The 20,430-nt window shown below is 63.9% G+C and carries 26 protein-coding genes; 1 reads left to right on the top strand and 25 read right to left on the bottom strand.

Annotated features, from left to right (window positions below; genetic code table 11):
* Positions 1-85: 85 nt before the first annotated feature.
* From CIW48_RS27215 to CIW48_RS27205, 3 genes are read right to left on the bottom strand one after another with little or no spacing between them, the layout of a single operon-like run.
* Positions 86-481, bottom strand: coding sequence for a hypothetical protein (locus CIW48_RS27215; RefSeq protein WP_197739379.1), 396 nt, complete (start codon positions 479-481; stop codon positions 86-88).
* 3 nt (positions 482-484) lie between these two features.
* Positions 485-1,357, bottom strand: a complete 873-nt coding sequence (locus CIW48_RS27210; RefSeq protein WP_149313546.1) for a hypothetical protein — start codon at positions 1,355-1,357, stop codon at positions 485-487.
* The gene (locus CIW48_RS27205) at positions 1,357-2,040 is read right to left on the bottom strand and encodes a Gp138 family membrane-puncturing spike protein (protein ID WP_149313545.1); all 684 of its coding nucleotides are present in this window, start codon (positions 2,038-2,040) and stop codon (positions 1,357-1,359) included. The genes CIW48_RS27210 and CIW48_RS27205 overlap by 1 nt, the downstream gene beginning before the upstream one ends.
* Here CIW48_RS27205 and CIW48_RS27200 point away from each other — a divergent pair.
* Positions 2,040-2,393, top strand: coding sequence for a hypothetical protein (locus tag CIW48_RS27200; RefSeq protein WP_149313544.1), 354 nt, complete (start codon positions 2,040-2,042; stop codon positions 2,391-2,393). The two genes, CIW48_RS27205 and CIW48_RS27200, sit on opposite strands and share 1 nt — an antisense overlap.
* Before the next feature lie 349 nt (positions 2,394-2,742).
* On the opposite strand, the gene CIW48_RS27195 is transcribed toward CIW48_RS27200, so the two are convergent.
* The 22 genes from CIW48_RS27195 to CIW48_RS27095 all read right to left on the bottom strand — a co-directional run bounded on the left by CIW48_RS27195 (position 2,743) and on the right by CIW48_RS27095 (position 20,394).
* Positions 2,743-4,917, bottom strand: coding sequence for a hypothetical protein (locus CIW48_RS27195; RefSeq protein WP_149313543.1), 2,175 nt, complete (start codon positions 4,915-4,917; stop codon positions 2,743-2,745).
* A complete protein-coding gene (locus tag CIW48_RS27190) occupies positions 4,910-5,878 on the bottom strand; it encodes a hypothetical protein (protein ID WP_149313542.1) in 969 nt (322 codons plus the stop codon). Before CIW48_RS27190 ends, CIW48_RS27195 begins: the two co-directional genes overlap by 8 nt.
* Before the next feature lie 3 nt (positions 5,879-5,881).
* Positions 5,882-6,199 carry a hypothetical protein gene (locus CIW48_RS27185; RefSeq protein ID WP_149313541.1) on the bottom strand — a complete coding sequence of 106 codons (318 nt, stop codon included), beginning with the start codon at positions 6,197-6,199 and terminating at the stop codon, positions 5,882-5,884.
* Position 6,200: 1 nt separating this feature from the next.
* Positions 6,201-6,968: a phage baseplate protein gene (locus CIW48_RS27180; protein ID WP_149313540.1), complete on the bottom strand. Its 768-nt coding sequence runs from the start codon at positions 6,966-6,968 to the stop codon at positions 6,201-6,203.
* Positions 6,969-6,993: 25 nt separating this feature from the next.
* Positions 6,994-7,284 (bottom strand): hypothetical protein, encoded by a 291-nt coding sequence (locus CIW48_RS27175; protein WP_149313539.1) that lies wholly within the window; start codon positions 7,282-7,284, stop codon positions 6,994-6,996.
* Between the two features lie 44 nt (positions 7,285-7,328).
* Positions 7,329-7,505, bottom strand: a complete 177-nt coding sequence (locus tag CIW48_RS33540) for a hypothetical protein (RefSeq protein ID WP_173009418.1) — start codon at positions 7,503-7,505, stop codon at positions 7,329-7,331.
* Between the two features lie 5 nt (positions 7,506-7,510).
* Positions 7,511-7,930 (bottom strand): phage tail assembly chaperone, encoded by a 420-nt coding sequence (locus tag CIW48_RS27170; protein ID WP_149313538.1) that lies wholly within the window; start codon positions 7,928-7,930, stop codon positions 7,511-7,513.
* Positions 7,931-7,941: 11 nt separating this feature from the next.
* Positions 7,942-8,403: a phage protein gene (locus CIW48_RS27165; RefSeq protein WP_149313537.1), complete on the bottom strand. Its 462-nt coding sequence runs from the start codon at positions 8,401-8,403 to the stop codon at positions 7,942-7,944.
* A gap of 14 nt (positions 8,404-8,417) precedes the next feature.
* Positions 8,418-9,938, bottom strand: a complete 1,521-nt coding sequence (locus tag CIW48_RS27160) for a DUF3383 domain-containing protein (RefSeq protein WP_149313536.1) — start codon at positions 9,936-9,938, stop codon at positions 8,418-8,420.
* Between the two features lie 66 nt (positions 9,939-10,004).
* Positions 10,005-10,613 carry a hypothetical protein gene (locus CIW48_RS27155; RefSeq protein WP_149313535.1) on the bottom strand — a complete coding sequence of 203 codons (609 nt, stop codon included), beginning with the start codon at positions 10,611-10,613 and terminating at the stop codon, positions 10,005-10,007.
* Complete coding sequence (locus CIW48_RS27150; protein ID WP_149313534.1) at positions 10,606-11,058, bottom strand: hypothetical protein; 453 nt, start codon at positions 11,056-11,058, stop codon at positions 10,606-10,608. The genes CIW48_RS27155 and CIW48_RS27150 overlap by 8 nt, the downstream gene beginning before the upstream one ends.
* Positions 11,059-11,559: a hypothetical protein gene (locus CIW48_RS27145; RefSeq protein WP_149313533.1), complete on the bottom strand. Its 501-nt coding sequence runs from the start codon at positions 11,557-11,559 to the stop codon at positions 11,059-11,061.
* 3 nt (positions 11,560-11,562) lie between these two features.
* Positions 11,563-11,994: a DUF4054 domain-containing protein gene (locus tag CIW48_RS27140; protein ID WP_149313532.1), complete on the bottom strand. Its 432-nt coding sequence runs from the start codon at positions 11,992-11,994 to the stop codon at positions 11,563-11,565.
* Positions 11,995-11,997: 3 nt separating this feature from the next.
* Positions 11,998-12,453 carry a hypothetical protein gene (locus CIW48_RS27135; RefSeq protein WP_149313531.1) on the bottom strand — a complete coding sequence of 152 codons (456 nt, stop codon included), beginning with the start codon at positions 12,451-12,453 and terminating at the stop codon, positions 11,998-12,000.
* A 4-nt stretch (positions 12,454-12,457) separates the two neighbouring features.
* On the bottom strand, positions 12,458-12,892 hold the full coding sequence (locus CIW48_RS27130) for a hypothetical protein (protein ID WP_149313530.1): 435 nt from the start codon (positions 12,890-12,892) through the stop codon (positions 12,458-12,460).
* 2 nt (positions 12,893-12,894) lie between these two features.
* Positions 12,895-13,935, bottom strand: coding sequence for a DUF2184 domain-containing protein (locus tag CIW48_RS27125; RefSeq protein WP_149313529.1), 1,041 nt, complete (start codon positions 13,933-13,935; stop codon positions 12,895-12,897).
* Between the two features lie 21 nt (positions 13,936-13,956).
* A complete protein-coding gene (locus CIW48_RS27120; RefSeq protein WP_149313528.1) occupies positions 13,957-14,463 on the bottom strand; it encodes a hypothetical protein in 507 nt (168 codons plus the stop codon).
* Between the two features lie 14 nt (positions 14,464-14,477).
* The gene (locus CIW48_RS27115) at positions 14,478-15,899 is read right to left on the bottom strand and encodes a DUF2213 domain-containing protein (protein WP_149313527.1); all 1,422 of its coding nucleotides are present in this window, start codon (positions 15,897-15,899) and stop codon (positions 14,478-14,480) included.
* Positions 15,900-15,905: 6 nt separating this feature from the next.
* A complete protein-coding gene (locus CIW48_RS27110; RefSeq protein ID WP_197739378.1) occupies positions 15,906-16,685 on the bottom strand; it encodes a phage minor head protein in 780 nt (259 codons plus the stop codon).
* Positions 16,686-16,689: 4 nt separating this feature from the next.
* Complete coding sequence (locus CIW48_RS27105; protein ID WP_149313526.1) at positions 16,690-18,885, bottom strand: DUF1073 domain-containing protein; 2,196 nt, start codon at positions 18,883-18,885, stop codon at positions 16,690-16,692.
* On the bottom strand, positions 18,882-20,108 hold the full coding sequence (locus tag CIW48_RS27100; RefSeq protein WP_197739377.1) for a PBSX family phage terminase large subunit: 1,227 nt from the start codon (positions 20,106-20,108) through the stop codon (positions 18,882-18,884). Before CIW48_RS27100 ends, CIW48_RS27105 begins: the two co-directional genes overlap by 4 nt.
* Positions 20,086-20,394: a hypothetical protein gene (locus CIW48_RS27095; RefSeq protein ID WP_149313525.1), complete on the bottom strand. Its 309-nt coding sequence runs from the start codon at positions 20,392-20,394 to the stop codon at positions 20,086-20,088. The genes CIW48_RS27100 and CIW48_RS27095 overlap by 23 nt, the downstream gene beginning before the upstream one ends.
* Positions 20,395-20,430: the final 36 nt, after the last annotated feature.

Genomic DNA, 20,430 nt, shown 5'->3' with positions numbered 1-20,430 from the left:
GACGTCTGGACGTAGGCGAGGCAGTCCGCGAAGGTCGGGCGGACGCAGCCGGCAGCCGTGATCTGGCAGACAGGGGTAGCGCCCATTAGCGACCGTTCTCGACCTTGACGGTGATGTTGGCGGTGTTGGCGCCCTGCCCCGCGAGGTAGGCGCGCGAGTAGACGGTCTGGATGGTGGCCGAGACGGCCAGAGCGCGGGTCTGGCGATCAAGAACGCTGCTGTAGGCTTCGATCTCGACCACGCCGGGGGTGTCGAGGATGCGAGCCTGCAGGGCGGGATCGCGCAGGCCTTCGGTGCGCTTGCCGAGCACCTGTTGCTCGTAGGGCGTGCCCTCAGAGCGATCCAGCCACCACTGCTCCTGCCAGAGGTTCAGCCGGGCTTCGACGAGGACGCCGACCGCGTCGGGAACGTCGCGCCAGATAGAGGCTTGGTCGCCACCGAAAATGGCGTCGCCTGTCGCGTCGACCTTGCGAATTCTCATCGGTCAGTCCAGCGAGGTCATCGCGGCCACGTCCACCGGGGGCGGCACGACGTGGTCGATCTGAGCCGCCACAGAGGCCGCCATGGTTGCCGCAGGGTCTGGCTGGACGATGGAGGCCAGAACGCCCTGAAAGCCGGTGGCGACCCCTTCCTGACGATACCCGGCGGCATCGAAGGTCGGGGGCACCGCGAGCGCACCCGCGACCGTTGCAACTGTGGAGATCAGCGGGTGCATCTGCTCGCCGTAGGCCAGAGCCGCAGCTGAGCCGGAGGTGATGCTGCCGATCATGGCGATCTGGCCGAGAACGTAGTTGGTCGCGTCGGTCGGGTTCATCGTGCCGGCGACGACCTGCGAGACGACCTGCGGCAGGACGGTGTTAACGCTGCCGAGGAAGCCGCCCTGTGTGAGCGGACCGGTGACGACATCCATCGCGGCAGCGGCTGGCAGGCCAGCGCCCGCCATGTCCGCCGTGTTGGCATGGCCGATCATGGCGAAGAACCCAGTCGCGCCGTTCGTCAGGCCAGCGAGGTTGTCGCCCGACGCCTGTAACTGGCCGAGTGCGTTGCCGAGCCCTGAGCCTCCGGTCAGCGCGGAGATGAGCCCCGCTGGCCCACCGCCAGCCATTCCCTGAAGCTGCGAGACCATTCCGCCGAGCTGGCCTTGAATGCCCTGCGTCAGCCCCGCCATCGGGTTCTGCATCACCGACGACAGGTTGCCGTCCTGCAGCACCTTCTGCATTAAGCCCTGAAGGCCGGGGCCGCCGTCGAGCCGCTTGGTGATGCCGAGCTTTTCGACGAAGACCGTCACGGCCTTCATCAGCGGGGCGCCCCCCTGAAGCTGGAGGTTCTGCCCGAAAGGTACGAAGCCGCCGGCCATCAGCAGTTCAGCAAGATCTTGGAGGCAACGTGCTGGATCGTCTTGGCATCCACCACGTGGCTGGAGCCGTCCTTCTGGCTCTGCACGGCCATGCCGTTGACCTGATGGGCGCTCTGCTCACGGACAGCGGTCACAGCCGCGTGGCTCACGTCGTGGACCGTCTGCTTGTCGTCGGTCCGCGTCTGCGTAGAGTTGGTTGAGACGCCCTTCAGCTTGTTCGGGTCCGACCGGACACCTGGGACGAAGACCGCATCCCACATCGCATGCTGGCGGGTGTCGCCCGGCGACTGCACGCCGCCGTTCTGATGCCACCCGTCGATGCCGAGCGCGGCAGGGACGCTGAAGCCTTCGTCGCCCTGCTTGAGGGCCAGGGTCGTCGTGATGCCGCCTGCGCCCATGAAGTGGACCGGCACATCCGGCATCACAGGCAGTGTCACCTCCTCCGTCGTGCCATCGGGCTTGCGGGTGATCGCCTTGGTCGTCGGCTGCAGCTTCGCGGTGTGACCGTCCGCGCTGTCCTCGGCCAGCGTGACCGGCCCCGCCTTCGGCAGACGCGACAGGACGCCATCAACGACGGTTTCCAGCAGCTCGGTCTCATCCGCAAAGCGCTCGCGGATATCAATTGAACCGTTCGCCATTTGAGCCCCTTTGAAAGGCGTAGGCCGGCAATTATTTTGCCGCAATGCGCTACGCTCTCATCGCCGCCGTGACGGCCTGTCTGGCCCTGCCTTCAATCGCAGCGGCTGAAGGTCTGCCCGTGCCGCCTCACGATGTGGACCGCGCATGCGCCAGCCTGAGGGACAAAGGGCTGATCGCCAGTTGCGTGCGCGATGAGCAGTTCAGCTACGACGTCGTGACCTCGGTGTGGGGCCGGCTTTCACCGGCCAGGCAACGAGAGAGCTACAAGTTCGCCAGCGAGCAAGGCTCAACCTATCACGCCTTCTACAAGTCTCTGTCTCTCTTTGTGACGACGCAGGCCCAGATGCAGCAGCAGGATGACGATGCCGTCCGTCCTGTGCCGCGGTTTCAGAGGTAGCCTCCGCTATGCGCTACGCCCTTGCCGCTGCGATTTTCTTACTTGCCACCGTGGCGAATGCCGCTGGATCCGTGCCGCGGGTGCCAAAGGGCGCGTTCTACTACGAGGCCCGCAACAGTCTGACCGCGCTTGGCTGGCAGCCCGCACCGCTCCCCGCCGACAAGCGCGGTTGCAGTGATGGTCGGGAAGATGTGTGCGACCGATACCCTGAAGCCGCGGCCTGCTCTGGGACAGGGCTCGCGCTCTGCACCTTCTTATGGAAGCGAGGCGAAACCCTTGCCGAGGTGACAACCTACGGCGAGGAGGTCGACATGATCCGCGTCCGATCTGTGCAATGTCGGGCCGGTTGTTAGACCGTCGCCGACTGAGCATTCGCCAAGGCCAGATCGTGCATCCGGCCAAATGCGTTCTCCATGATCCCAGCTGCCTGTTTCGGGTTCTCGGCGCCCGTGATGGTCGTCTTGTTGTGAAACGTCTGCGTGACCGTCTTAGTGGAGTTCCCGCCGCTGTTGACCACCGAGGATGATGCTTCCGGCGCGGGCTTCATATAATCCCTGGCGTCGAAGCCGGGCATCTGCATCATGCGCGGCACCCCTGGGACATGGATCTGAGGCGGTGCGGCCGAGCCGTCCGCACCCTTGACCTCGATTTTAGGCGCCTTGATCTCAATCGGCTGCCGCTCAAGCGGCATGGTGGATGCCTTCGGATCCACCTTCTGCATCAAGGCGACGGCCGTCGCGTTCTTCGCACCGACAAGCGAAGCCCACTCGTTTTTCAGTCCCACAGGGTCGGCGCCGCGTTGCCGGGCTAAATTGGCTCCGATGCGGTCCTGAAGCTTCTCATCATACAGATCTGTCCCCTTCAGGCCCAGCTTCTCGCGCTGCGCTCGAAGGGTTGTCCGCACGACCTGATACCTACCGATGGCGCTGCTGTTCCAGCTGTTTGCAGGGTTCCGAAGCATGCCGGTCTGCAGGGCGTCGATCTCGTCAAGGGTGAGCTTGGTCAAGTCCTGCTCCTTCCCACCAGGGAGAAGTAGGCCGTTCGCCAACGAGGTATTATAACCCCCGCCAGGCCGGTGCGCAGTGCCCTCAGACCGAGCGATGTGATCCAAGACGTCTTTGTAGGCGCCAGGATTGGCCGCGACGCCGCCAGACTGGTCGCCTCGCATGGCACGAGCTGCGCGGGCGCGAAGGCCCCCACGGGTGTCCGTAGGCGCGTTCGGATCGGGCTTGCCGCCCAAGATTGTCGGAGCGTATCGCTGATAGATTGACCGGGTGTCCCGAACCGGACCCGCGGTCGCGCCCGGCGTGACGACGACACCGGGGCCACCGTTGGCTCGTTCAAAGGCGGCAGGCCCGGCTAGGATGCTCGTGATGACCTTGTCGTAGCCGCCCAGGATCGTCGAGAGCTGAGTGACGCTCGCTATCTTTTTCAGCACCCCAAAGATCGTCTCGAACGCACTGGCGATGGCTTTGACGCGATCCGCGAAGGCGTCCCAGCGCTTCATGAACGCATCGCCCTCATTGCCCGCAAACCACGTCACCATGGCGCTGAGCTTTTCAGCGAGCCAGACGACGGCGTCCGAGATGCCGCGCATGATGCGCTCGACCTTCTCGGGGTTTGCCGAAATCCACTCTTGAAACCGCTTGACGATCTGCTCCAGAGCCGGGGCGAGGCTGACCATCAGCTTGTCGCCCAGTGCCGACACCGTCGCCTGAAGGCGCGTCAGCGTGCGCTGGAATGCCATGGAGGCATCAGCCGCCTCCTTGCTGTTGACCCCTAGCGCCTTGGTCGTGGCATCGTACTCGGTCCGGTACTCCTTCACCTTGGCCGCGTACTGCGTCAGGAGCTTGTAGTCCTCCTCCGAGATGCCGAGCATGCCGGCTTCGCGGCTGCCAACCTGGTACTCGTGCTTCGACAGCGCATCGACCGTGTCGAGGAGCTGATCGGCCATGTCCTTGGTCGTGTCGACGCCGAGGCTCTGAACGTAGGCCTTGAGACCATCGTTCTGCCGAAGCGCTTGGGCAAATTTCTCAACCGCGCTGATCGCCTGCCCGGAGGAACCACCAACCTGCTTGAACGCATAGCCGAGTGAGTTCAGGCTCTGCACCGAGGCGCCGGTTCGCGCCGATACGAAACCGAGGTTGTCGAATGCCTGCGTGACCCGGTTCACCGCATAGCTGATCGCTGTCGCAGCGGCTGTGGCGGCGAGTGCCAGCCGGCTCATGCCGGCCATGAACTCCTTGTTTCGCTCCTCGCGCTTGCGAGCCGTTTCCTTCTCGGCCTTCTCCCGCTCCTGCGCGGTGGCGAGAGCGGCGCGCGCCTCTTTCAGGTTCGCTTCGCGGGTAAGCTTGGCGATTTCATCGGCGGTCTTCGCGCCTTCCCAGCGCGCATCCTCAATGCGCTGCTCGGCGTCGCGAACCGCCTTTTCATAGTCGGCGACCGACTTCTTAGCGGTGTTGAGCGAGCCCTGGTTCACATCGAAGCCGAGGGCCACGAGGAACGAGGCGATGGTATTATCCATTCGGCGTGCCTATGCCGCGCGCTGCCATGGCCGGCGAGATGGAGCCCGCCGAGGTGGCGACCGCCACGAAATTGGTGAAGAACGGCTCGCCGCGCGTGTCGCCGAGATGCCCGACGTAGAAGACCTTGTAGGTGCCGTCCGCCGAGATGCCGAACCGCTGGAGCTGGGCATTATTCGGGGCGCCCGTGATGCTCGGATCGAACTCGGCTTGCTGGATGGCCTTCTGGTCGATCTGAACCGTGCAGCCCGGCACGATCTGACCGTTGAGCAGTGCGACCCCCTCAATGCCCTGGATCGTCTGGACCGGCAGGCCAACCAGCCCGGTCCGGCTGTTCAGGACTATGACACCGCCCGGAAGCGGTTTGTCGTTGGCGAGGATCTGCAGCTTGCCGTTCTGGATCGACCACGAGGTTTTGGTTGCTTGCGCCGTCTGCCGCAGCCAGTCCTTGGCGTTGCCGAACAAGGCGCAGCCCCGCGGGAACTTGACCTTGGAGAGCGCGTCATTGTCGATATAGCCGAGGCCGATGCCGAGCGCCTTCATTGGCTCGTAGCAGGCCATGGCGCGGTCGTAATGGGTGTGTCCGCTGGAGAGCGTCTTGTTCACCACCGCGTAGTTACGGGGCGTGCTCCCGTCCGTGGCTAGGATCGCCAGAACCTTGTCGGTCACGTCCGCCCGCAGATTGCGAGCCTGCCGGATCTCCCCCTTGAACAGGACGTAGATCGGCTCGCCGACGTAGCCAGCCGAGAGCGTCACCGTCTTACCGACGAAGAAGGCCGGCTGCGTGCTGCTGTCCGCCAGATTGAAGATGCCGATGCGCGCCACGTTCGGCGTGCTGGCATCCTTCTGCGTCGTCTCGAACGTGATCCGGAGGCCCTGGCCGCCGTTTTCGTCGCCGACATAGGTGAAGGTCTTACCGCCCTCGATCTCGACCGAGACGGTGCGGAGGTACTGCTCACCCATCGGTCAGGGCGCGACGTAGTAGAGGTGGGACGTGACGCCGAGGCCGTCGAAGGTCGGCACCTCGCCCGCGCCCCGGTCCGTGGTCACGAGCAGCGCGCCGGGGATACCGAGGTAGCGGTACTGCGAGAGCAGATCGACACCTGTCACCATCGGAATGCCGCCGACGAGCATCGCTCCATTCGCGTCGCCGATGTCGAGCACCCAGCAGCCATCCTGCGCGACGTTGTAGGTGAGCCGCATGTTGTAGAGCGTGCCGCTCAGCGTGATGGTGAAGCGCTGAGCCTGCGACGGCTTCAGTGGGATCTCGACAGCCGTTGTCACGTCAGAAACCGGGGTTTCCGCCACCGAAGACGTTGAGCGGCAGGGCTGGCTCCGGACCCTGGTTCAGGATCTCGCCTGTCTCGCCGTCCTGAATGGTCATCTCGCCGACGTCGACAGAGTAGTTGGATGCGCTGAGCCCGCTCAAGCCTTCACCGACCGCGCCGCCGAGGCCGAGGTCGCCGGGCTGAGCCGTGCTACCGGGGCTGAAAGCGCCCGAGAAGGCCTGCGGGCCGACATCTACGGCGGAGACGCTGCCGCCGTTGGTGATGCTGCCGGTAGAGGCCGGGTTAACCTGGTCGGCGTTGCCGCCCGGAGTGCCGCTGCTGCCTCCTTGCCCTGACCCCGCACTCGTCGTCTGGGTCGAGACGATGACGATCTCCTGCAGGGCGACGGTCGCCATCAGGATGTTCTCGGAGTGCGGGTCCGTCACGACGGACAGGCCTCGGATCAGCATGTTCCGGTAGCGGCGCTTGCCGGTGTAGACCGTGAACGGCTGCCGAGCGAGCTGCAGCGCCAGCAGGGCGCGGTACTGCTCCTGCACGTAGCCGACGTAGCCCGCCGACGAGTTGGAGAAGCCGCAGCGGATCTCCAGCTCGGCCGGTCGCTTAAAGGCATGGTCCGTGATGACCCCGCCACCCTCGACCGGGTGCTGGGTGATGATGACCTCATCCCGATGGCTCTCCTCGACCGTCACATCAGCGTAGATCTGACCGATGGCGCGGGCGCTAGGCTGGATCAGCGCGTAGGAGAGTTCGCCGAGAAGGGACATGCACCGCCCTCCCCGGCCGGTAGCGTCAGGTTCGTCGTGGCTTCAGCAGATCGCGCAGTGTGTCGGGCGCATCGCCGATCGGCAGCAGGGGCTTGGCGAGGGCCAGAGCCTCGGCAGCGACGGCTTTCGGATCGTCTGCGCCGGCCGCGATCTGGCTGAGCGCGGCGCCGTATTCCTCAAGGGCCTGAGCCGCCTCGCCGCAGACGGTCTCCTGCGCCGGAATGCCCTTCAAATCTTGGGCAAGATCCTCGGCCTCATCGCGCAGTTCCTCAACCAACTCGTCAACAGAGCGTCGGTCGGGATGGCGCGGCGGCATCGGCATTCAGAAGGCGTAGCACCCAAACGCGAGACACGGAAGCATCACCCGCCGCTGGGCTTGTTGGCTTCGTGCAGCCGCCAGCGGTTCTCCGCGTTGGCGCGCATCATGTCATTGATCTCGGCGATGTCCTCAATCTGGATGACGCCGGTCTTCAGATCCGCGTAGCTGTAGTATCCGAACTCGATGGGCTGGAGATACCACTCCTCGCTGTCCGGCATCTGGACTAGTTCGGTAGCTGGAACTGGCCCCCGCCGCTGAAAAGCAAGGGGGCTTCGAGAAAAAGCGGGTAGTAGTTGTCGTAGAGGACGTAGGCGCTGATCGTGAGCATCAGCAGGCCGTTGCGCCCGATCTCGTCGAACATGAACGCCATGCCGTTGGTCGATTTGATCTTCGCCCAGCGCTGATCGTCCTGCTTCATCTCCACGACCGCAAGCGTGTGGTCGAGGATGTAGTTCATCTTCTCGTCGGGCAGCTCACCAAGCCCCTCAATGATGGCACCGGCCACATCAGGGGTCATGCCGGTCGCCATGCCGGAGAACAGCGGCTTGATGACGGGGGCGGCGCGGCGCAGGACGTGGATCTGCGTCAGGCCGACCATCTTGCCAGAGCGGTAGGTGACGCCCTTGATGTCGAACTCAGCCATGGGTCAGGGCCTTAGACAGCGGCCAGGGTGCCATCACCGAGCTGCGGGTCGATCTCAATGAAATTGAACGCCCACTCCATGACGTTCCCGTCCTTGGCGTTGACGTTGTCCGGCAGCTTGACGAAAGCGCCGTACTTGCACTGGAAGTCGTCGCCCCAAACCGGGTTGGCGATGGAGATGACGTTCTGCCCGGTATAGGCCGAACTGGTCGTCTGGTAGTTATAGAGAGCCTGGAGCTGGCGATGCTTCGGGCTGTTCTTCAGATAGCGGACCGTCACCCGACCAGACTTGGCGGCGTGCAGCGAGTGCATGCCATCGCCGCCAGCGCCCGTGATCATCGTGGTCTTGTCATCGGTCATGGCGATGGTGATGCCTTCGTCGGCAACACCGCCATCCGACAGGGAGAACGAACCACCTGGCCCCGAGATGGAAGCCACAATGTCAAGAAACGAATAAGCGATAGGCCCGGCCATAGTGTGCCCCTAGATCAGCGGTCGAGGTCAGCGGAGATGGAGACGCGCATGACGCCGCCGCGAAGCTTTGCGCAGATCTGGAAGGGCACGCTCTTGCGCGCCGCGCGATCCGCCTGTGATTGCGTGGCGATATCCGGAACGAAGATGTAGAAGCCGGACGGCAGCGGGTCATTGGTCTTCAGGATGCCGGTCGGCGGACCCAACCAGATGCCTGGCCCGACCGAACCGTTGCCAACCGCGACCGTGCAAGAGCCCGTGATCACGCCCTTGATGGTGTTCATACCATCGTTGTCCTGCCCGATCTTCGTCTGGGTCTCGTAGAGCAGGTTATAGACGTCGGTCTGGATGCGGTTCTGGAACCAGTCCGCGATGACACGTTCGTCGATATAGTCACCGTTGGACATGACACCCGGCCAAACGATGGAGGTGCCATTGCTCACGATGATGTACGAGTTGCAGTTCTTCGCGACTAGCGTGTTGAACTGGTTCTGATTGATCCGCTCGGCTGCGATGCCCGGCTGCTGCTTGTAGGCCAAGATGATCGCGGTCTTGCTGCCTTCCCAATCCACGGTCGCAATGCGGGCAAACAAGGATGCCGCGGCATAGGGATTGTTGGAGGAGTACTGGATGAACGTGCGCGAGAGGTTCAGCGACTGAAGCTGGCTCGCCAGATCAGCCGACTGAGTGCCGTCGAGGGCGTTGGCATTCTGCGTCGTGATGCCGACGATGCGGCTCTGGCTGGTGCTGATACCCTCAATGAAGGAGGCGACGGCGATCGTGTCCGCGTCAGCCGCCGGGGTCACCGGGGCGAGGATCAGGGCATACCAAGCCGTTGAGATGCTCGCGAGCGCGGCAACTGCGGTCAGCATCGTCTCTGCGACTTGGCCGACGACAGGCGCCGAAGCGTCTACGCTGGTGAGGTGCAGCAGCGGCCCGAGATCAGTGCCGCTCGGGGCCGTCGTCGCATATCCCACCGACGACGTAGCGCCAGTCGTTCCCGACGTGACTTCAAAGCGGCTGTAGACGCTATTCCAAGTCACAACGGCGCCAGTCGCCCCGCCAGCAACCAGCGCGGTCTGAATGAGGCTCGCCACCCCATTCAGGTTCAGAGCCGTGCTGAGGTTGATGCCGGTGATATTCTTTGCCGTGCCATCAACGCTGATCGACAATGCGCCAGCCGTGACGGCCGTGAAGTTGCTCAGCAACTGCTGCGCTGGGGCTAGCGTCGCCCCACGGATGTGGCCGTGCGTAGCCGTCTGAGCCCAGCGACCGATGTAGACCAGCGAGGGCTGCGGTGATTGGCTGAAGTAAGCCAACGCGGCAAGGTACTCGGGCGAGTTCGTGCCGAAGTCCTCTGCGACTCCGGTGATACCGGAATAGGCGCGAAGCCGCTCGTTGGTGTCGATCACGCCCGGCGTGGAGCCGAGAATGAGACCGACGCCAAAGTTGCGGTAGAGCGCAGCCAACCTATCAAGGGTGACGATGACGTTGACGAAGTTGTTGACATCGACGCCGTAGTTCAGGCCAGCAGCCATGGCAAAGCGCCGACGAACGGCGTCCCTAGTGAGAGGTGCGGGGGTTGAAGGACGCGGGTAGAGGCGTCAGGCCGGCGGGAGCGGCGACAAGAACGGCGTAAGCTCGATCTTGCCGGAGGCGTCGGCCCGGATGGTGCCGTCCGCCTGGAGGACGTTGAGGATCTGATACTTGCGCTCGACGGTCTGCGTCAGGCGAAAGGCGAGGTCTGTGCGGCGCCGCGTCTGCGTGGCGACGATCTCCGGGACGCGCCGAAGCGGGTCAACGGAGACGAAGTTGAGGCTCTGCGCTCGCATCGCCTCTCGGTTCTGCCCGATGAACAGGCCGTCCCGCAGGAGCTTCGCGTACCCGTCGCTCTTGGGGCCGTAGAACATCGCCATCACGTCGAGGCGGTAGAAAGCCCGCAGGATGGTGTAGCCATCGCCGTCAGGGTGGTGGATCTGGGAAGGCGTGTCGTCGCCAGTAGAGACCGTGACGCCAACCGAAACCCAGTTGGTGGTGACGTCGGGGATGCGCGGCTGCGAGGGCTGATCCCGTGGGATGACGAGCGCCGCAGCCAACCCGGTGATGCCCGCGATCACGCCAGCGATGGCACTGTCTAGGGCTAGGTCGTCAAGCGGCTCAGCGGAGACCGGGCCGAGATAGCCGCCCGTGGCCGAAGTGTTCGGGCTAGCCAAGGAAGCCCCCGCCATCTGTCGGGGTGGAGGGCGTCTGCGATCCCGACCCGTCCGGCGGATCGTTGGCGTTTACTGTCGCCAGCTTGCCAACCGCATGCGTGAAGCCGGGGCCGTACAGGAAGGGCTTGGCGACGATCAGCCGGTATGTGTCGTCGTTCCAGATGATCACGTCGGCATCGCGGGTCTTGCCGCCCGTGCTGAGCGGGTAGCGGGTGTAGATGTCGATGTCGCCCTGAACGCTGTTCCCGGCATCATCCTGGATCAGCACGTAGCCCGTGTTGGGTACGACCACAGCTAGGGTCATCACGCCGCCGGGCGTCCTCGTGGTGACAGATGCGATACCACCCGCCCCCACAACGACGGTGGACGACAGCACCGTGATCGGCGCGTTGAAGTCGGGATCGTCCAGAGCGTCAGTGACATCCTGGCCGGCATAGAAGGGCATTCACGATCCCTTCTGCTTGATCACATAGGTCACGCTGGCGCGTAATTGCCCGGTGTCGATAAGGGGCTTCTCGCCTGTCCGACCCCGCGCCTTACGGGCCTCAAGGGTTCGCTTGGCGAGCGGTGCGAAATCGCCGTCCGTGATCCGAGCCCGCACCGCGTTCTGAGCAATGAGCCCGATGGCGTTGTAGGCCTGATCGACAGCAGCAGCGCCGCCACCAAACAGGGCTGCTTTGCCCGCCTTGCGGAGCCGCGCGCCAATCTCAGGTGCGAGGCCTTGAACAGCCGGCACAAGGAACGGGCGAGCCGGCAGGTTCTGGTCCGGTGCTCCCGTCTCTTGAATGTAGCCGATCACGGCGTTGCTCGGCGGCGTCTCGTCGCCTTCCTCAGGCTGCCGAGCCGGCGCGCTAGCCGGGATGCCGATCAGCAACTGGCTCTTGGTGAGGGCAAGCACGCCTTTGGCAATCAGGCCAAGATCGTTCTTCACGACGACGACGGGCATGGCTCAGAACAGCCTGCGGAAGCCGTACAGGCCCGCAACGGCCTTCGGGGCTACTCGGTACACCGGACCGACCGCGAAGCGCTTCAGGAGGCCGTAGAAGCGCACGCCGTAGGGGGTCGCGTTCCAGTCCCCGGCTCCCGCGAAGCTCGTCAGGCCGGCATCCATGCTTTTGGACACGGGGCCAACCGACTTTGACGTGACCGGGGCGAGGCTGACGCTTGTGGCTGACCCGCCTGAGGCGACCGCGCTCGTGACCGCGGCCGACAGGCTAAGCTGATGCGCCACGTACAGCATGCACGCGAGATCGTAGGACATGCCGAACCGCGCCGAGCTAAGCTGGTTCACAGCCTCGCCAATCCAGAAATCCACCTGCGTTGCGGGGAACGTGGCGAGTTCTGGAAAGGCGACAAGCAGATCGGCGCGGGTGATGGTCACGGCTTAGGACGCGCTACGACCGCGGCGACCGACCTGGGAGCGGGGCGAGTCGTCGTTGGGCGTGTCGGAGGTGGCAGCCATCTCCTCGGCCGGAACCGGGTTCGACTGATCCTCGCCCGTGCCTTCCTTGGCGAGCTTGCTGTTGTCCTTGTCGGACGACAGGGCTTCCAGGGCCGGCTCGTGGCCGAACGACATGGCCGGCGACTCGTAGTCGTCCGGCACCTCACGCACCATCTCGTCGCGAAGCCACGGATGGCTGTCGTTGGCCTTCTTCCAGGCGCCGAACGCCTCGGCATCGATCTCAGAGATGGTCTCCTGACCGGGATGGTCAGCGCCAGCGAGCGTGAAGCTCGGCGACGGCTCACCCTCGCCGGGACGCTCCGGGTTGACAGGCTGGCCGCCGAGAGTGACCGCCGTGTGCAGGCGGCTTGCGATCTTGATCGTTTTGGCCTTCGCCATGGCGTTATCTCCTCTCGTCGGGCTTCACCGCCTGAAACTCAGCCGGCAGGTTGCGGGGGTTGATCGGCTCCAAGCCGCAAGGCCCCGCCTTGCCCTCACGAGCGCGCCCCTTGACGGTGTCGTCACGCTCGGCCGCGAAGATGAAGCCGTTCTTGACCGCGTCGAGTTCGGCGTTCTGGGCAAGCCAGCGCTCGAAGAAGTCCTTGTCCACGTTGGGCGTGAGGCCGTAGCCCCCGACCATCGGCGCGAACTCGACTTCGCCTTCCGGGTTCACCGGCCGGGCGGACCCGGCCAGCATGATCTTCTTGCCGAAGCGCTCGGCCTGCTCGAACTCGCGGTAGCCGCCACCCATGACGGGCTCAGTCCGCTTGGTCATGCGCTGCTCCTGAAGCACGAGACCGTGCGGGAGCTTGCAGGCGACGGTGACGGTGCCCGGCATGCTCAGACCCCGATCATCTGAGCGACGGCGAGCGGGTAGCGAATGATTGCACCCCAAGTGCCGCCGGTCTTCTTCTGAGCGTAGGCCGAGAGCTGACGGACGATGCCGTGATCCCGCATCTTCTCATTGAAGGCGCAGTAGCCGGTGTCCTGGCCGCCGTAGCTGCGCGCCCAAAGCTGGACGACGTTGCCGGCCTGGGTGGCGTACCGATAGCTGACCTTAACCTCCAGATTGGGGAAGTTCTTCTTCAGCAGGTCGTACACGCCGACGCCGAACGAGTTCACCGCCGAGAGGCCGACCTGAGAGCCCGGCGAGACGACCAGAACCAGCGGGTCGGTCATCTTCACGCGGCCCGCGGTCTGAGCCACGAGCTGCGAGAACAGGGTCTGGAAGTCGGCGTAGACTTCGTTGGCCGTCGCCACCGGAGCACCGCCGGTCGTGACCCAGCGGTTGCCGCCGGCAGCCTTGGCGCTCGGGGTGAGCGCGGCCGACAGAGACGGGTCGTTCAGCAGACCATAGTTCTGCATCCCGGCCACACCGAAGTGGTAGGTGTAGTCCTGGAACTTATCCATGGTCGAGGCGGCCGAGGTCTGAAGCTCGGCAACCCAGTTCAGCTTGGCGAGGCCGGCGCGCTCGATCTGAAGATCGCCGTACTCGATGATGGTCTGGTACAGATACGACTGACGCTGCGGCCAGTTGGCGTTCACATTGGAAACGCCGTTGTTGTTCCAGTCACCATAGGACGAAATCTCGCCCGTGTTCTCGATGACCGAGAAGAAGGCAGTCTGGGTGGTCCAGTCGCCGTTCTTGCGCTCGCCGAGGATGTCGGCGCCCTCGTTCGGGGACTGCAGGATGCGAACCACTTCCGGGTCCACATACTGGGTCAGGAACGCGGGGATGCCGGCGTTCGGCGTCGTCACCAGCGTGGGCTGAGCGTCGAGCGCGAGATTGTAGTTATGCCGGAACTCACGGGGCAGGAAATCCTGCGCCATGACGTGAATGCCAAACTCTTCGAGTCGGGCACGATGGGCCTCTAGCTTCATAATGCGGCTCCTCTGCCCGAATTACGGAATGGTCGTGGAGATCTTGACGAGTTCGCCGGCCGCCGCAGCGGTGTGGGCGTACCATTTGGTCTCAGTGGACCCGGCCACGGTCGCGCCGGTTGCGGCGAACGACACGGTGCCGTTGGTGTTGTTGGCGTAGGCCTTCATGCCCTTGGTGACGGCGCCAGCGCCGGCATTCTTGGCGAAGAAGTCGCCCGAGCTGAACATCTCGCCGACGTACTTGCCCGGCATGATGGTCATGCCGAAGCCGGCCGCCTGCGGGTAGAAGTCCGCATTCAGCTCGCGATGCACGAAGCACGACGGGACGCCCGTGCCGGCATTCGACAGGATCGTGCCGGTGGAAGTATCGGCCCACGCGAACAGGCCAACGGTCAGGCCGTTGGTCAGATCGGCGACGAAGCCACCGGGAACCGACAGCAGCGAGTGCCGCGGGTTGGCCGACGCGAAGTCACCCGCGACTGCGGGGGCCTGCGTGACCTGAGTGGAGGTCTGGAAAGTAGCAACCATAGCGGTCTAGCCCCTCAGTTCTTGAGCCGGTTGGCGTGGGGGAACATCGCGTCAAATTCCTTCGACGCGGCGGCATCCTGGGCGACCAGAACCGGCTTGGAGCGCTGGGGCGTGGCTTCAGGAATGGCGTTGAACAGAGCGCGGACGCCCGTGTCCGGAACCTCAGAGTGATCGACGCCCATGTTGGTGAGCGCGGCACGGTAGACGCTCGCGGCGCTGTCGTTGGCGTGGATCACGTCGCCGGCACGCGAGCGCACAGCCCGCTCGGCATCACGGATCTCCTGCTGGGTACGAAGCACGCGCTCGGTTGCGCGCTTCTCCGCGGCGTTGACAGCAGAACGGATGGCAGCATCCATCGCCTGCGTGGTGACGGTGTTGCGATCCATCGCGGGCTTGTCCTTCTTGTCGTCGTCGATCTTCTTGTCGTCCTTGTCGGCGTCCATCGCCGGGGCCGGATCGTTCATCTCGCCCATGACCTTGGCGATGATCGCCTCGGGCACGCCAGCCGCAGCCAGCTTGGCGGCGATGTCGTCGTCGCCGTCCTCGTCGGTGGTGACGCCGGTCTCTTCCTCGGTGCCGCCCATCTCCTCGACGACTTCCGGCACCTCCTCGGGGAGGATCTCGGACAGGGCCTCGATCACCTCGGCCACGTCGTCGATGCTGGCGTCGGCAGCGAGTTTGCCGGTGGTCAGCTTCTTCACGTCATGGGCGAGCTTGCCCTGACGCGCCTTGAAGTTCTTGGTGGTCAGGCCGGTCACCGCAGGGCGAAGGTCAACCTTCGCGTCGGCGGCCAGCTTGCCCATGAGATAGACAGCGAGCGCGCCCTGCGTCTGTGCAGCCGCACCCGACAAAGCGTGCTTTGCCATCGTGATATTCTCCAAGGAGTCGCCGACAACAACGTCTTTGCCCGCACGACCTTCAGCCACTAAACTGACGTGGTTCCCGCGGATATTCCGCATGATCCCGTCATATCGGACGCCCTCATAAGTTCCGGACGTCATGTCCGCCGTGTAGCCGTAGCCGCACGACAACTCTTTTTGCGTCTCGTCTTCAATTGCCTTGATGGCTTTGTCGGACCAGACTGCAAGATTAGCTTTGAGATATGGGTGGTCATAGACGACACCGCTGACCGATCCGACCGTAACCGCGTGGTCGTGATCGGCAGCAAACATCGGCTTGTGAATTTCAAGGAGCGGCTTGCCGTCAAAGCTCTGCGCGGCCTTCGCCAACTCGTCGGGGTGCCGGAGCAGCATGTAGATGCGCTCGGGATCCAGCCCCATCTCGTCGGCGCCGTTGATCTCGCGCCCGAGGTAGGGGTTGACCGTGGCCTTGCTGATGTTGGTCAGCTTGACGTGGAGGTGACCGGAGAGCGCGTCGAACGAGCGAGAAGACGCCCGGTCAAACGCGATCACCGTGAAGGTGTTGGCAGGGGGCATAGCGCCTCAGTCGAGGTCAGGCACCACCACTTCTGGGTAGCACCGGCAATTCCAGATGCCGCCGGGCAGCGCATGGTGGCCGGGATCGCACTCGGGCGGCTGATCCCAGCGGAAGGTCTTGCCGTTCAGCACCTTGTGCGTGGAGCGGACATCGCTGTCGCCGGCAGTGCGCCAGATAAAGTGCGTGGATCCGATGTGCTCGGCCCGCGCCTTGGTCAGTTCGGTCGCAGTGCGAGACACTTCCGTGCGGGCTATGAGCATCGCCCGACTGCGCGCCACATCACCGCTCGCCATGATCTCGTCGGCGATCTCGGCGGCCCTGCGACCCTGCGTGATGCCCTCTTGCGTGAGCTTGTGGACCCGTTCAGCGGCATCCAGCGGTAGCGACTTGATGAGGCCCACCTGACGCTGCATTGAGGCGCGCATGGCCTCGCCTGTCGGCGCCGTGTCGATCTCCCGGTGTAGCTGCCGCCCCATGTCGGAGGACAACTTGCGCCAGGACACGCGATCCGAGGCGGCAACCTCTGCCACCATCCTCTGCGCGACCGCATTGGCCCAAGGGTCCAGCGTGTCGGCGTAGCGTCGCAGCAGCCGCTGCGCGGGCTCAGAGGACGCGGCGATCTCCTCCAGTGTCTCCCAGGCGAAGCCCTTGACGATGTCGCCGATGTGCCGGGCGATGCCGCGAAGGCGCTGCGCGTAGGATCTCTCCAGCTTCAGCGCCCGCTTGAACGCGGATCGGGCCGATGTGCCTGCCCGATCCTGGGCGAAGCGGTGATGGTAGGTCACGAGGCTACTTGCTTCCGCGTGGTTTCACATAATGCGAAAACAGGTCTTGTATTTCCTTGGGATAGGTTTTCCCGTTTTCCGTGCCTGCGTGGTACTCGGCAGCGAACTCGTTTGGGTTTTTCGAGGCGTATTCCGAAACATGCTTCTTTACGAGTGCTGCATGGTCATCGGATTTCCAGTTATCCGGAGCCTCGTATTTATGATGTCCGACCTCGTGGTCGAGCACATGCGAAGGGCTCGGCGAAGATGTCCACCCGGAGGAGTGCTGTTGAGTGGCCCAAATCTCAGGAGACTGCCAATAATGCATATCCCCGTTCTTTCCAAACAGGGATTTGTTTAGATGCGCAGTCCCGCCAACTTTGGCGTTCTTGTTAATGCCGATCATATTCTGCGTTGGGGAATAGGAGGCGCCCACGCCCTTTTCATTGCCGGCATACGAAACGGCCTTAACGCCCTTTGAGTCCAAATATTTTAGGGCGGTCTTGATGTTCTGCGCCGGGCTTGATCCGAACGACACCTTTGGCTTCTTCGGGCTTGCAACATTGCCAGCCGCAAACTCGCCATTGGCATCGCGGGGATGATCCCCCTCGTTGAACTGAGCGTCTTCGGCTAGCGCATCATCCTCGGGCGCAGTCTCGCCGCCGATCCCAGGCTTGGGCGGCTCGGGTAGATCATCGTTCTCGCCGGGAGGCGGGGCGATATCGACCGTGAGGTCCAGACCCTGATAGATCGTATCAGGGTCGCCTGCGATCCGCTTGCGGGCTTCTTCGGGGAGGAGGATCCCGCCCTCAACCAGCACCACGTCGGTGTCGGCTTCGATCTTGCGGACCTCGGCGAGTTCCTTGTCGTCCAGCGACCAAAGGGGCTCAAACGAGAAGTGAATGTCCGGGTCGACGTCGCCGAACTCGCTGAGCTGAATGATGTCCAGCACGGCTTGCAGGTTCGGGCGATAGAACCGCTCCTGATAGGAGTGGATCATGTCGTAGAAGGTGCGGATTTCGCCTTCGCTGCTGGCGTTCAGGCCAGCGGGAGAGATACCAAGCAGCTTGACCAGCGGAATACCACTGACGGCCGCCATATGCTCCTGCGTCTGCGCTTGGAGCACGTCCAGGGTGCCGAGCGGGGTCGAGACGTTGAAGAACTCCTCGGCCGGGTCGCTCGCGGTGGCCTTATTCAGGACCATCGCATTCCGGTTGTCCCGGTAGTTCATGAACAGGGCGATGCGATTGTCGAGCGTCGCGCCGGTCGCATCCGAGGCTAGCAGGTCGGCCATGTTGATCTTGAAGCCCGACACCGAGAACGACGAGATCAGGTCCGCGACGCTTTGCCGGGTTCTCAACCAGTTATCGACGTAGGGCTTGGCCATCTGCGACATGCTGAGGCCGCCGAACGAGTAGGCGGGCTTGAGCAGATCGGGCACTTCTCGGCCGACGAAGGTCAGCAAACGCGAGCTGTGAACCGGACGGCCGAGCACCGTCCAGGTCTGCGGCTTGTACCAGTCGCTGCCGAGCGGGTTGCTGGTGTTGTACCCCTGCGGATAGCACCAGACAGCCTCAACGGCACGGAAGCCCTTCAGCGAGTTCTTGGCGATCTTCGTGCTGGCCGCGTTCCCGCCGATCGGGGTGCGCAGTTCCACGGCATCATCGAAGCTGGCGCCGAGGTCCACGTACAGGTGCGAGCGCCCGAAGAACCCGTCCTGCTCTGCGATCTCTCGGAATTTGTCGCGCACGCCGAAGCGCTCAAGCGCGGCGTTGATCGCCGTGATGCGATCAGTCTTGTCGTCCTCACCCGTGGCCGTCACCCGGATCCACTTCCGGGTCATCTCCGTGGCGATGGTCTCGCTGATCCGGCGATACTCAGGGCGCTGGGCGAGTTCGGTCAGGTAGGGGTAGCCGAGGAAGAACAGCCCCTCACCGGCCAGACCGAGATCCTGATAGCCACCCGCAGACCAGCCGAAGTCGGCGCCGAACGTGGCCCCGAAGGCATCATCCATCGCCAATCCAGCCGGGGCAACGCCCTTGGGGTGCTGCGCGGGCTTGAACGGGTTGACGGCGGGCGATGTCGTCCGAGGAACGCGGGAATGCGCGACGGCCTCATGCGAGACGCGAAAGGCAGGCTTTGCCGGCGCCTGTGACTGCGCGGCGGTTGCGGTCGGTGTCGGTTCGGGCTGCTTGGCCTTGAACCAGCGAAGGAAGTTCAAAACCTGCGCCCACCCATGGCCGAGCGGCGCAGAGCTTCGGGCGTGATGAGGAGCGGCTTGGCGCCCCGCAGCAGTTCCACGGCGTAGCGCAGCGCGTCGATGACGTGATTGGATTTGTCCGCAAGCACTGGCATCACCTCGCCTGTGAGCGGGTCGGTCTTGTAGGCGTACAGGGTCAGCTCATCGATGGTGTGCCGGCAGTCCGGATGAACCACGATGTCGTAGGACTTCAGGAACTCGATCCCGTCCTCTACCGACCCCTGCCCTTTCGTCGCCGGCACCAGCTTGGGATAGCCGTGCCGCTGCAGGTACGAGATCGTCTCGGGCCTGGCGCTGTCCGCCCGGATCGGCCACTTGCGGGCCTGCCCATCGTCCAACGTATCGAACAGGGCGGGCGTGCGATCAATCTCGCAGCCGACCTCGTAGACCTCGCGGTCCACGTAGAGCGTCCGACCATCGACGAAACAGCGAACCAGCGTGGTCGGGTCCACCGAGAAGCCCCAATCCGCCCCGTAGTAGAACCGCGCATCGGCTGGCGTCTCGAACGCCTCGATCCGCCAATTGCGGAAGACGCGGGCTTCGCTGTTGCGCTGGTACTCACCGAGCCAGATGTGGCTGTACTTGTCCGGGTCTCGCCGCCGGTCGTACTCCATCTCGTCGCGGAGAACGTCGGGAAACCACGGGTTGTCGTCGTAGTTCACTCGACGAACGATGGAACGCGGTGGGGGCTCTGGGCCGCGCAGCAACGCGTCAATCGGATCCTTCTGCGACCGGGGGTTCCAAGTCACCCAGATCTCAGAGCTCGGCTTGCGAAGCGTCGGGATCAGGATGTCCAGCGAACGCTGGGAGACGGTCGCTGCCTCCTCGATCCAGGCGTAGTCGAAACCCTCTTTTGATTTAACGCTGTCAGGGTTGGTGCGCAGACCTGAGAACATAAACAGCGAGCCATTGGCCCCGCGGATCTCGCTCTCAACGGCTGTGTAGAAGCCAGACAGCCCGCATTCCTCGATCTTGTCGAGCAGCAGGCGTTGAACCGAGTCTTTGATGCTGTTCTGGATTTCGCGAGCGCAGAGGATGCGCTTCGGCTCCATGGCTGCCTTGATCACCAAGGCCTGAGCGAAGCTGTGTGACTTTGCCGAACCCCGACCACCATACGCCGCGCGGTAGCGTGCCTCGCCCTCGTACAGGAACTGGAAGGCTTCAGGAGCCGTGATCGTCGGCACGTTGGTCGCCCGGCTTCATGAACACGAGGCGCAAGGTATTGTCCGTCTTGATGGCCTCGCCATCCTCGCCTGTGACCTGCATGGGCAGAACCTTGCCTAGCAGCGCGAGAAACGGCCCAGGCGTGTCGATGGCCCGATCAGCGAGGTAGTTAGCGATCCCGTCCTCACCGCCGCCACCGGCCGTTTGTGCGGCCTTCAGGATGGCATCCTTGAGCAGGGCGGTCGTCTTGTTGACCGAGCCCTTGGGACGGCCAGGGCCGGGCTGGATGTTGGGATTGCCGGCCATTGTTTCTGACAGTTAGTTTAACGCCCCTGGTACGGG

Origin of the sequence: Methylobacterium sp. P1-11, from assembly GCF_008329595.1 — a bacterium.
Taxonomy (GTDB): domain Bacteria; phylum Pseudomonadota; class Alphaproteobacteria; order Rhizobiales; family Beijerinckiaceae; genus Methylobacterium.
Note: the sequence above shows the minus strand (reverse complement) of the source record. Positions and strands in the feature narration are given on the sequence as shown.

Excerpts from the sequence above, each read along its gene's own strand:
- CIW48_RS27115 (WP_149313527.1), bottom strand. The coding sequence starts at position 15,899 with ATGCCCCCTGCCAACACCTTCACGGTGATCGCGTTTGACCGGGCGTCT.
- CIW48_RS27145 (WP_149313533.1), bottom strand. The coding sequence starts at position 11,559 with ATGCCCGTCGTCGTCGTGAAGAACGATCTTGGCCTGATTGCCAAAGGC.
- CIW48_RS27135 (WP_149313531.1), bottom strand. The coding sequence starts at position 12,453 with ATGGCGAAGGCCAAAACGATCAAGATCGCAAGCCGCCTGCACACGGCG.
- CIW48_RS27150 (WP_149313534.1), bottom strand. The coding sequence starts at position 11,058 with ATGCCCTTCTATGCCGGCCAGGATGTCACTGACGCTCTGGACGATCCC.
- CIW48_RS27210 (WP_149313546.1), bottom strand. The coding sequence starts at position 1,357 with ATGGCCGGCGGCTTCGTACCTTTCGGGCAGAACCTCCAGCTTCAGGGG.
- CIW48_RS27190 (WP_149313542.1), bottom strand. The coding sequence starts at position 5,878 with ATGGGTGAGCAGTACCTCCGCACCGTCTCGGTCGAGATCGAGGGCGGT.
- CIW48_RS27200 (WP_149313544.1), top strand. The coding sequence starts at position 2,040 with ATGCGCTACGCTCTCATCGCCGCCGTGACGGCCTGTCTGGCCCTGCCT.
- CIW48_RS27120 (WP_149313528.1), bottom strand. The coding sequence starts at position 14,463 with ATGGTTGCTACTTTCCAGACCTCCACTCAGGTCACGCAGGCCCCCGCA.
- CIW48_RS27195 (WP_149313543.1), bottom strand. The coding sequence starts at position 4,917 with ATGGATAATACCATCGCCTCGTTCCTCGTGGCCCTCGGCTTCGATGTG.
- CIW48_RS27160 (WP_149313536.1), bottom strand. The coding sequence starts at position 9,938 with ATGGCTGCTGGCCTGAACTACGGCGTCGATGTCAACAACTTCGTCAAC.
- CIW48_RS27175 (WP_149313539.1), bottom strand. The coding sequence starts at position 7,284 with ATGCCGCCGCGCCATCCCGACCGACGCTCTGTTGACGAGTTGGTTGAG.
- CIW48_RS27170 (WP_149313538.1), bottom strand. The coding sequence starts at position 7,930 with ATGGCTGAGTTCGACATCAAGGGCGTCACCTACCGCTCTGGCAAGATG.
- CIW48_RS27130 (WP_149313530.1), bottom strand. The coding sequence starts at position 12,892 with ATGCCGGGCACCGTCACCGTCGCCTGCAAGCTCCCGCACGGTCTCGTG.
- CIW48_RS27165 (WP_149313537.1), bottom strand. The coding sequence starts at position 8,403 with ATGGCCGGGCCTATCGCTTATTCGTTTCTTGACATTGTGGCTTCCATC.
- CIW48_RS27125 (WP_149313529.1), bottom strand. The coding sequence starts at position 13,935 with ATGAAGCTAGAGGCCCATCGTGCCCGACTCGAAGAGTTTGGCATTCAC.
- CIW48_RS27095 (WP_149313525.1), bottom strand. The coding sequence starts at position 20,394 with ATGGCCGGCAATCCCAACATCCAGCCCGGCCCTGGCCGTCCCAAGGGC.
- CIW48_RS27180 (WP_149313540.1), bottom strand. The coding sequence starts at position 6,968 with ATGTCCCTTCTCGGCGAACTCTCCTACGCGCTGATCCAGCCTAGCGCC.
- CIW48_RS27215 (WP_197739379.1), bottom strand. The coding sequence starts at position 481 with ATGAGAATTCGCAAGGTCGACGCGACAGGCGACGCCATTTTCGGTGGC.
- CIW48_RS33540 (WP_173009418.1), bottom strand. The coding sequence starts at position 7,505 with ATGCCGGACAGCGAGGAGTGGTATCTCCAGCCCATCGAGTTCGGATAC.